Here is an 8,806-nt window from a genome sequence, read left to right on the forward strand (position 1 = left end):
ATGACAGCCATCGGCGCGCGAACCGGGCGAGAACACTTCGCCCGGTTCGTCGTCGTCGCCGTGCTCACCGGGCTGGCCTTCATGGTGGGCGTGCAGTGCAGCGATGGCATGAGCATCGCCATGCCAGGCTCACACAGCTCGACGATGGTCATGCCGATGGGCGAGCACGAATCCGATCCGGACATGGGCACCGGCACGGGCGAGTCGCTCACCGCGTGTCTCCTGCTCTTCGTTGCGGTCGCGGCGGCAGCTGTCGTCCTGGCACTGCCTGCTGTGCGAACAACTGTCGTGACGAACGCGGTTGGTTCGGTGTCGAGGCCGGAGAGCGCGCAGTCGCGTGCTCCGAGCCTGACAAGGCTCTGTTTGCTGCGGATTTAGGAGAGGTCTGTCCACACCGCGGTGTGCGCGGTTGTTGGACGTGCGGTCCTCCCTCTCCTCTTCCTTCTCCGCAGGAGTTGTTCGTGAACCTCGTTCCTGTTCTCGCCACCGGGTTGTTCGCCGGCGGTGTGTCCTGTGCCGCCGTGCAGGGCGGCCTGCTCACCGGTCTGATCACTCGCCAACGCGCCGCTGTCGGATCTCAGAGCACCCCGCGCGACTGGCGGGGCCGGCTCGGTGACGACCTGGCCCCCGTGAGCGGTTTCCTCGCGGGCAAGCTCGTCTCCCACACTCTGCTGGGCGCGTTGCTCGGTGCCCTCGGCAGCGTCGTCGAGATCGAGGTCGGCATCCGCACCTGGTTGCAGATCGGCGCAGGGCTGCTGGTCGTGGTGTTCGGACTGGCGCAGCTCGGCGTACCCGGTTTCCGCCGCATCGTGATCGAACCGCCGGCCTCCTGGTCGAAGGTCGTCCGAAGCCGCGCCCGTTCACAGTCGGCGATCGCACCGGCTGTGCTGGGGTTCGTCACCGTGTTGATCCCGTGCGGGGTCACGCTGTCCGTGGAGGCGCTCGCGCTCACCTCCGGCTCAGCGCTCATGGGAGCCGCGACGATGGCGGTGTTCGTGCTCGGTACCGCACCTTTGTTCGCGATCCTCGGCTACGCCGCCCGCAAAGCGGCGACCGTCTGGAAGGGACGGCTGAGCGTGGTGACCGGACTCGTGGTCGTCGCGACGGGGCTCTACACGCTCAACGGCGGGCTTGAGCTCGCCGGTGCGCCCTTCGCGGCGAGCCGAATCGTGGAGGCGGCCACAGACAGCGACGGTCCGGCCGACACCACGGCTGTCACCGTGGCGGACGGAAAGCAGACTGTCGTGATCACCGCTCGGACAGGCGCCTACAGTCCGGACAACGTGCAAGCGCAGGCGGGGCTGCCGACCACCCTGGTGGTGAAGTCGGACAAGGCTCAGGGCTGTGTGAGGTCCTTCGTCGTCCGGGATCAGGAGAAGATCCTGCCGGTCAACGGTGAAACACGCATCGACCTCGGCGTGCTGGAGCCAGGCCGAGTGGGCTACGCCTGCGGTATGGGCATGTACACCGGCGTCATCGACATCGCCTGAAACGCCGTCTGAGGAAGGAGTCCACTGTGGTCACGACACACGTGTTCGAAGTTGCCGGTATGCATTGCGGCAGCTGCGCTTTGCTCATCGACGACGCCCTGGAGGATCTGCCCGGCGTGGTGGAGGCACGGACGTCGGTGAAGCTACGACGAAGCACTGTCGAGTTGGACCTGAGTCGCAGCAGTCCTCAGGACGTGATCAGTGCCATCGAGGAACTGGGTTACACGGCCTCGTTGACCGGGACCGACAGCTAGCCTCCGCGCGTGCGGACAGCGCTCGGCCGGTCTGGTTCGGCGACCTGCGGACAAGGTGCTTGAGCGGACGAAGACATCGTGTCCGCAGCGCGCTGGCTACTGTCTGCCGTAGTAGAGATGGCACGCGATGTGCCGAGGTTCGCCGCAGGTCAGGCAGGACAGGCGAACGCGACCACCGTGAGCACCGCGCCGGAGGCGGCAACGGTAGGCAGCGCAAGGGTGATCGCCCCGGCGACTGCGCAGTTCACCAGCTGGCGCACGCGACCAGCGGGACGCCCTCCGGCGCGCAGGCGTGAGATCCGGACGTCGATCGAGGAGCCGCTCATGGTGAGCGCGGTGCCCGGCGCCCCGTGCTCTGCGGACTTCACTCGCGGCATCGGGAACGCCACCGCCAGGCTCACCAGCATGTGACAGTCGGGGCGTGTCGATGAAGTAACAACTGATGCGGGCTTCGCGACTGTGGCAGTGAAGCTTGGCCTTAGTGCGAGACGACAGCACTCGGCTTGCTGTGATTCCAGCTCAATGAAGAAATGCGTGAGCAGTGAGGCAGAACCGATGACCATCGAGCCGTTGCCGGCGAACCCTGAGTGGACGGCGTCCTGGAGCGCGGCGGTTCACCTGTATCGACACCTCGTGACGGGTGGTGTTCCAGGGGAGGTCTCCACATCGTTGTTGCTCGCACCTGGCGAGGCGACATACTCCGATCTCACGCTCGGCTACGCGCGGTTCTACGGCATGGACGTCACCTACCAGCAGTCCGGCGCTTACTTTCGCGGGGGACTGCTGTTCGTGGCGGCAGGCTTGGCGGCCAACGCCGTGAGCAACAACATCGCCAAACAACGTGCGGAGAACCAGGCCGCCCCTCAGTGGCGAGAGCACTGCGCAGCGCGAGTAGTCGTGACGAACTACTGCGTCATGTGTTTCGTGCACGGCAGGTGGCTGCGATTCGCGTACTCGAACGTCGTGGACTTCAACGCCGACATGCTCAACGGTGTCTGCTATCTGATCTTCGATGGCGCAGAGCCGCTGCAACTCGCCGGCCTCCAGGTCCCTTGGCTGGTCGTCCTGCTGTCGAGCTTCCTCTACGGTCCGAAGCGACTGTCGGCGTTGCCCTTCCTGGAGACGATCGCGCGAGCTTGACACGTCGGTGCCCGAGCGTCGCCGATTGAGCTGGGCTTGCGGCAGGCGATCAGCGTTGCAGCGTCAGCACGCCCGGCCGGCCGGGCAGGCGGCCGTAGTTGCCGGAGTTGGGGCCACGCCGCTGCTGTGCAGGGTGGGTTGCCGGCAAACTGCCCGTTCAGCGAGCCGTGTGCGAGATCAAGGCGCGTCCGTGCGTGCAGGACGATGCGCATCGCCGTCCATTATCCCTTGCCGCCGAACGATTTCGAGCGTCTGCAGGACGAACTGCCACGGCCCGACGCCGAGCTGTCGCAGCCCTGGCGCGTGGTCGCGCGCGACCGTCACCACGGCCCCGGCGAACAGCAGCCACCAGAACGCCCGTGCTGGCAAGCAGATCCGGCCGAGCCGGGCTTGGTGGAACGGAACGTGCCGCTCCTCGTCCTGCAGAATCCGATTCGCGACGTCAGCGGTGAGCGGGTCACGACTGCCGTCCCGCAATGCCCGGTAGTACCGCAGCGCCACGGTTTCCGCGATGAGCAGCACCATCAGTTCCAGTCGCAGTCCCAGCGCACGACGTAGCCGCACGAACACCGCGTCCGTCCAGTGTGAACTGATTGTCGGCTGGCCTGCCGCCTGCAACAGATGCTCGAGCATCCGCGCGTGGTTCTGCTCCTCGGCGACGAACAACCGCACCGCCGTGCCGTAAGTCCCGCCGCCCGCCTTGGCGATCAGGTTGGCGCCGTCGCCGGATTCGCCGACCTGGAACCGTTGCACGCTCTTGACGACGTCGGGGTGCAGCCGGGCGCCGACGGCCCAGTCGGGATCACCCGTGCAATTCCGGCGCGCGGCTTCGGCCTCGAAGTTCTCGACCCATGTGGTGAACATGACGGGAAGACGGCCAAGTCGCCGCATGCGTTGGCCGGGTTGTGGGGAGGTTCTGTGAAGGTTTCAGCGTGCGTGTTCAAACAGGCCCGCCCACGACCGCGGCTGCGCCGGCGGTGTGAGCAAGATCGGGTCGCGGCGCTGCGGATTTCGCCCGCGAGTCTGGGGAGGGTGGGCGATGACGTGTCGGCGTGAACGCACAACGAGAACGGCACCAAGGTCTGTGGCCGCTTTGTTGGCAGTACTGGGCGTCCGCGCTCAGCGAGGATCGCAACGTGCGCGGAGATGGACTCCCAGCAGCAGGATCCGACTGGGGGACAACGTTCCCCGTGCCGGCTGGAAGGTGCCATGAGCGAGTGAGGGTGCCAGGCGCGGTTACCTGACTTTGCGGCCTGCGACCTGGATGAACGCGGCGAGCATTTTCTCACTCTGTTCCTCTGGCGCCTTCAGTTCGGAGCGGTGCTTTGCGTTGATCAGTCCGTCGACTGGCTCGAACACCGTGTCTGCGAGCCGCAGGATCTCTGCGTCGTCGGTGAGCAACTGAATGCTGAATCGGGCATGGTGGGCGGTGGCGCCGCGTTTGTCCGCCTCCGTGCGGGCCGCCCGTGCATCTGCGGCGTCTGGCGTCTCATGCTTGAGGAACCACAACGAGATCAGGGCTTGACGAAGTTCGGTCATCGCTCCTGCGAACGTCGTGTAGGCGGTGATCCTTTCCTGGCGAAGTCGTTCGTCTCGCGCGACGCGTTCGGTTCGTCGCGCGGTGAGCCGCCCGAACAGGTAGGTGAGGCTCGATCCCGCCAGGGTTCCGATCACCGCGATCAAGCTGGTGAGCACGCTGTTCACGGCTGGAAGTCTGGCAGCCCTGAGGGGTGAAGCCCACTGCGCCGCACCACGTCGAGGCTCGGTTCGAGGGCAGGTGCGCGGTCCTTGTTGTCACGATTCCTTCAGTGTTGACCAAAACCAATCGTCACCCGAAGGTCCTGCGACATCAAGGAATTGCCGATACGGATCAGCGACCTTCAGGAATCACGCAGCTCGGTCACCGCCCACGCGAGTGCTCCGATGAGTACAAGCCACGTCAGGCACATCAACGCGCCGAGTCGTGGGCGGCAAACCAGGTTCCGTCGTCACCATCGACAGCGTGGCGCCGAACGGGAGGAGTGTTGCCCCTGCGAAAACCATTGGTGAACCGACTTACTCCGCTGATGTACTGATGTGCCACCGTGAGTCTGCCGCGTGACGGAGGTAGTAGTTGTGACGGGTTATGACGCGCTTGCCGAGGTGTACGAGTGGCTCATCTCCGATGCGAAGCTGGCTCCGGCCGAGTTCGCTGCGTCGTTCGATGATGTCCTCAGTCTCCTGCCGTCGAACGCCCACGTCCTCGATTGTTCGTGCGGAACCGGACAGTTGGCGGTTGGCCTCGCCGGTCTTGGCATCCAGGTTGTCGCAACTGACGCCAGCGAAACGATGGTTCGTCGGACTGCGGAGTTGTCTGAGGAGTTCGGGGCATCTGTTCGGACAGTGCGGGCGGACTGGGAAGAGTTGCCCGACCATTTCGATGACGTCACCTTCGACATGGTGTTCTGCGTTGGCAACTCGCTGCACCATGCCGTCGGCGCGAGAGGCAGGGTTGCTGCTCTGGAGTCGATGTCACGGCTTCTGCGCCGTGGCGGGCACTTGGTGCTCACCTCCCGCACGTGGGAACTCGTGAGGGCCAAAGGTTCCCGACTGGACGTCAGTGACCGACTCGTCCGCCGGAACGGTCGCGATGCCGTCGTGGTCTACCGCTGGGACATTGCGCCGAATTGGGAGGAGGAGCACCACATCGAGATTGCGGTCGCGCAAGTTGATGCGGCTGGGTCGGTTCTTGTCCGCTCGGAACTGCTGTCGTGCTGGCCCTACCGATACGACGAACTCGAAGTCGAGTTGCACCGGGTCGGACTTCGGATGGAAATGAGCACGTTCAACCCTGAGGCCGAGAACTACATGGTGGTGGCGAGCAAGGTGTAGACAACGGGCTCACAGTCCCTGGCCGGACCGCGCGGTCGCTCGCAGGAGGCTTGCGCTCTCTCATCGGCATGGTGGGACGCTCGTCCAGCGCGTGCCCATCTCGTGTTGGTGAGCCGGAAGCGGGCGCCGCCGAAGTGCTCGAGCCTAACCTCGCGGAGGCCACCCCTTGACATGAAGGGTAGTCATGGGCGCGCCGTTGACATGCGAAAACAATGGCTTGGATCCGTTTCAGCGATTCCTGATTCGGGTGAGCTCGAGGCGAACGGGGGAGGCGTTGTCGTCAAAGGTTCCGGTGATCACCAGTCGATCGCCGGTCAGCTCATAGGCACCGTTGAACAACAGGGGCGTGTCTTTGCGGAGCCATTGTTCCCATATCCGCAGCTCTCGCCGTGCGGGGTCAACCTCGAAATGGTGCTCGATCCATTGGGTGTCGAAGCGGAAGACCACCAGGTGGGCGCGGTTGTACTCGAAGTACAGGCGCTCAACAGAATGAACAGTGCCGACTGGATGGTAGGTCCCGGTACGGACGTCCCAGGCGCCATCCAACGGCGTCGGCGCACGGTTGTTCTCATTGGCAATCCAGTATGTGCCAGCGAACGCGGCGACCAACACCGCGACCTGGATGATCACCCTTACGATGACCTCACGCATACCTTGTGTGTCGGTGGAGTGCTGGTCGGTCCAGAGCACGCGCACGAGGTCAGCACGATGCCGGGCCACCACGAAACCCAGGCAGGCGGTGGTTGCCGCAGCCATCACGGTACCGCTGGCGTCGACGCCATAGGTCAGATCGATCAGCGTGATCGTGGCGAGCACGCCCAGTCCGCCGCACGCTGCCATCAATGTGGTCTTGCGCCAGCACAGCAGTACTCCGAGAGTGATCTGGACCAGCGCGACCAGCGTGCCGAAAATCGGCGAGAAGCCGAAGTAGTGCCAGGTCAGCCAGAAACCTGAGACATCACCCATTGGCTTGTCCAATTCGGACGACAGAACCGTGAACTGCGACCCGTTGAGCTTCGCGAATCCATAGACGACCAGCACCAACGCGGCCCCGTATCGGCAGAACGCGTACAACGTCTACCCCCATCGCATCGCTTCTGTTGACAACCGTGATCGCCGGACACCTGACTAAAAGTAAAGCCTGAGGTGCCTGCGTCTCATGCCCTCAGCAGTATCTCACCGATCCGGCAAACACATTCAAATCGGCATGGTGGGACGCTCGTTCAGCGCGTGCCTATCTCGGGTTGGTGAGCCGGAAGCTGGTGCCGCTGAGGTGCTCGAGGTTGAGGTGCGGGGGTGCACCCTTCGGCCATGGCGCAAGCTGTTGGGTGATAAGCCAACGGCCTACGTCCGCGCTTCGCAATTCGGTGCAGGCTCGCCAGAACGAGGCGGACAGGGCCACGTTGGTCATGCCGTGAGGGCCAAGATCGATCTGGATGGACGTCCACTCGCGACGGAAGTGCTGATCTCGATCCGCGGCGGAGAGCCGCAGCCCGTAGCCCGCGCCGGAGAGCCGCCGCGATCCGTTGCTCCATCCTCGGACGATCATCCTCGATCACTCCCTCCTGGCTTACCAGTGTGGCCGCCATCGTGGGCGACTGCGATACGACGATCCGGTTCGTTGCAGGTGTGTTGTCAGGTGGCTGAGGCCATGCAGGCGGCGAGGATGTAGTTGGGGTGGCGGTCGAGGTTCTTGCGGGCGCGGTCGTAGCGCACTTCCTGCATCCAGCGCACGTACAACTGGGCCTGACCCGTTTTGACGGACATCTGAGATCAGGGGTTCTGCCCCTGGAAGGATGTCCTTATGAAGACCACGGGCTCGAACAAGCCCCGGCGTCCTCGTCGTGCGTTCACCCCGGAGTTCAAGGCGGAGATCGTCGAGCAGTGCCAGCGTGGTGACCGCTCGATCGCCCAGGTCGCGAAGGACTTCGACCTGACCGAGACCGCCGTGCGCGAGTGGGTCCGCCAGGCCGAACGTGACGCCGGGACCCGCGAGGACGGCGGGCTGAGCAGCGATGAGAAGGCCGAGCTGGCCGCGTTGCGGCGGGAGAACCGGCGGCTGCGTGAGGACGTGGAGATCCTCAAGCGGGCCACGGCTTTCTTCGCGAAGGAGACCCGGTGAACGTGTATCCGTTCATCGAGGCGGAGAACGCCGGCAGCGGCAACGTCAAGCGTGCCTGCGAGTTGCTCAAGGTCTCCCGTGCCGCCTACTACACCCGCCGTGCCAACGGCCCGTCCGCCCGTGACCGCGTCGACGCCGCGCTGACCGAGAAGATCATCGCGGTGCACGACGAGTCGAACGGCACCTACGGGACGCCGCGGATCCACGCCGAGCTCGCCGACCAGGGGCATCGGCACTCCCGCAAGCGCGTCGCCCGGCTCCTGCGCGAAGCCGGCCGAGCCGGGCGGGCGCCGAAACGCTGGCGCACCACCACGATCCCCGACCCGGCCGCGACCACCCCGGCCGACCTGATCAAGCGGGATTTCTCTTGCAGCGCAAGAGAAATCAACAGCAGGTGGTGCGGCGACATCACCTACATCAACACCTGGGAAGGCTGGCTCTACCTCGCGACCGTGATCGACCTCGGCTCCCGGCGCGTCGTCGGCTGGGCCACCGCCGATCACCTGCGCACCGACCTGGTCGAGCAGGCCCTGCACAACGCCGTCACCCAGCGCCGACCCGAGCCAGGAGTGATCTTCCACTCCGACAGGGGCTGTCAATACACCTCCAGTCAGTACGCCCGCGCGGCCACCGACGCCGGAGTGCGGCTATCCGTCGGCCGCAAGGGCCAATGCTGGGACAACGCGGTCGCCGAATCGTTCTTCGCCACCATCAAGACCGAGCTGCTCGACCGGCAGCCCTGGCCCACGAAAGCCAAGGCACACAAGGCAATCTTCGAATACATCGAAGGTTGGTACAACACCCGCCGACGGCATTCCAGCCTCGGCTACCTCAGCCCCGCCACCTACGAAGCCACCCGATACCAGCCTGCCGATCAGGTAGCGTGACCACACCTCATCGACCCTGTCCGTCAAAACGGGGCAGCCCCA

At 64.9% G+C, this 8,806-nt stretch carries 12 protein-coding genes; 7 read left to right on the plus strand and 5 right to left on the minus strand.

Annotation, left to right across the window (positions count from 1 at the left end; all coding sequences use genetic code 11):
- From BM417_RS36280 to BM417_RS36290, 3 genes are all read left to right on the plus strand, one after another.
- A complete protein-coding gene (locus BM417_RS36280; protein WP_143138954.1) occupies positions 1-378 on the plus strand; it encodes a DUF6153 family protein in 378 nt (125 codons plus the stop codon).
- 83 nt (positions 379-461) lie between these two features.
- Positions 462-1,490, plus strand: coding sequence for an urease accessory protein UreH domain-containing protein (locus BM417_RS36285; protein ID WP_093603936.1), 1,029 nt, complete (start codon positions 462-464; stop codon positions 1,488-1,490).
- A gap of 26 nt (positions 1,491-1,516) precedes the next feature.
- A complete protein-coding gene (locus BM417_RS36290) occupies positions 1,517-1,744 on the plus strand; it encodes a heavy-metal-associated domain-containing protein (protein WP_245822429.1) in 228 nt (75 codons plus the stop codon).
- 149 nt (positions 1,745-1,893) lie between these two features.
- Here BM417_RS36290 and BM417_RS36295 read toward each other — a convergent pair whose 3' ends face one another.
- Positions 1,894-2,151 carry a hypothetical protein gene (locus BM417_RS36295; protein WP_093603868.1) on the minus strand — a complete coding sequence of 86 codons (258 nt, stop codon included), beginning with the start codon at positions 2,149-2,151 and terminating at the stop codon, positions 1,894-1,896.
- Positions 2,152-2,278: 127 nt separating this feature from the next.
- Between BM417_RS36295 and BM417_RS36300 the strand changes: the two genes are divergently transcribed.
- Positions 2,279-2,884 carry a hypothetical protein gene (locus tag BM417_RS36300; protein WP_143138955.1) on the plus strand — a complete coding sequence of 202 codons (606 nt, stop codon included), beginning with the start codon at positions 2,279-2,281 and terminating at the stop codon, positions 2,882-2,884.
- A 177-nt stretch (positions 2,885-3,061) separates the two neighbouring features.
- Here BM417_RS36300 and BM417_RS36305 read toward each other — a convergent pair whose 3' ends face one another.
- Complete coding sequence (locus BM417_RS36305; protein WP_093603872.1) at positions 3,062-3,748, minus strand: ferritin-like domain-containing protein; 687 nt, start codon at positions 3,746-3,748, stop codon at positions 3,062-3,064.
- 372 nt (positions 3,749-4,120) lie between these two features.
- Positions 4,121-4,588 (minus strand): hypothetical protein, encoded by a 468-nt coding sequence (locus tag BM417_RS36310; RefSeq protein ID WP_245822431.1) that lies wholly within the window; start codon positions 4,586-4,588, stop codon positions 4,121-4,123.
- A gap of 411 nt (positions 4,589-4,999) precedes the next feature.
- Here BM417_RS36310 and BM417_RS36315 point away from each other — a divergent pair, with 411 nt between their 5' ends.
- Positions 5,000-5,755 (plus strand): class I SAM-dependent methyltransferase, encoded by a 756-nt coding sequence (locus tag BM417_RS36315; protein ID WP_093603940.1) that lies wholly within the window; start codon positions 5,000-5,002, stop codon positions 5,753-5,755.
- Between the two features lie 228 nt (positions 5,756-5,983).
- On the opposite strand, the gene BM417_RS36320 is transcribed toward BM417_RS36315, so the two are convergent.
- Both BM417_RS36320 and BM417_RS49990 read right to left on the minus strand, forming a co-directional pair.
- Positions 5,984-6,799, minus strand: a complete 816-nt coding sequence (locus BM417_RS36320; protein WP_143138956.1) for a hypothetical protein — start codon at positions 6,797-6,799, stop codon at positions 5,984-5,986.
- Between the two features lie 591 nt (positions 6,800-7,390).
- Positions 7,391-7,522, minus strand: coding sequence for a hypothetical protein (locus BM417_RS49990; protein ID WP_281251392.1), 132 nt, complete (start codon positions 7,520-7,522; stop codon positions 7,391-7,393).
- Positions 7,523-7,559: 37 nt separating this feature from the next.
- On the opposite strand from BM417_RS49990, the gene BM417_RS36325 reads away from it, so the two are divergent.
- Positions 7,560-7,877, plus strand: coding sequence for a transposase (locus tag BM417_RS36325; protein ID WP_093595980.1), 318 nt, complete (start codon positions 7,560-7,562; stop codon positions 7,875-7,877).
- Positions 7,874-8,764 (plus strand): IS3 family transposase, encoded by an 891-nt coding sequence (locus tag BM417_RS36330; RefSeq protein WP_093595977.1) that lies wholly within the window; start codon positions 7,874-7,876, stop codon positions 8,762-8,764. Before BM417_RS36325 ends, BM417_RS36330 begins: the two co-directional genes overlap by 4 nt.
- The last annotated feature ends 42 nt before the right edge of the window (positions 8,765-8,806 follow it).

It is taken from the genome of Lentzea waywayandensis (genome assembly GCF_900115955.1).
Lineage (GTDB): Bacteria > Actinomycetota > Actinomycetes > Mycobacteriales > Pseudonocardiaceae > Lentzea > Lentzea waywayandensis.